Source organism: Aquitalea sp. ASV11 (assembly GCF_016429185.1).
Taxonomy (GTDB): domain Bacteria; phylum Pseudomonadota; class Gammaproteobacteria; order Burkholderiales; family Chromobacteriaceae; genus Aquitalea; species Aquitalea pelogenes.
On the sequence record NZ_JAELUD010000186.1, the window covers coordinates 1 to 390 of the forward strand.

General features: G+C 46.9%; 1 protein-coding gene. It reads left to right on the forward strand.

Features of this window, described 5'->3' with window-relative positions; all coding sequences use genetic code 11:
- Positions 1-291, forward strand: a 291-nt coding sequence (locus tag JHD62_RS22735; RefSeq protein WP_233161158.1) for a hypothetical protein, incomplete at its 5' end; no start/stop codon positions are given.
- Positions 292-390: the final 99 nt, after the last annotated feature.

Below are 390 nucleotides of genomic sequence, written 5' to 3' on the forward strand. Positions count from 1 at the left end.
CCCGCCCGCTCGCCGCCTCCGCCGACTCTCCACCACCCACCACCGCTCGCACCCCCGCTTCTATTCTTTTTCTTTCAGAATTCGGAATCAGCGTTTTTTTCCTTAGTGTCTTTTTATCGTATTTGTTTTAAAGAGTCATACAAGAAAGGCGTGAAGAAGGTAGAAGCTTCCGCTCAGAAAGCCCAGGCTGCTGACGCTTCCGCACCGGCTAAAAAGGCTGCCAAAAAGCAACACGCCAAAAAGCAAGCTGCCAATAAATTATACACATCAGAACATAAAGACCAACCTTAAGATGATTAGAAAGCGGATAAAAAGGATGAAAAAAAAAACAACGCCAATAAAAAAGGAGGCATGGGAGGAGACACGACAGAAGAGAAAGACGAGGCGGAG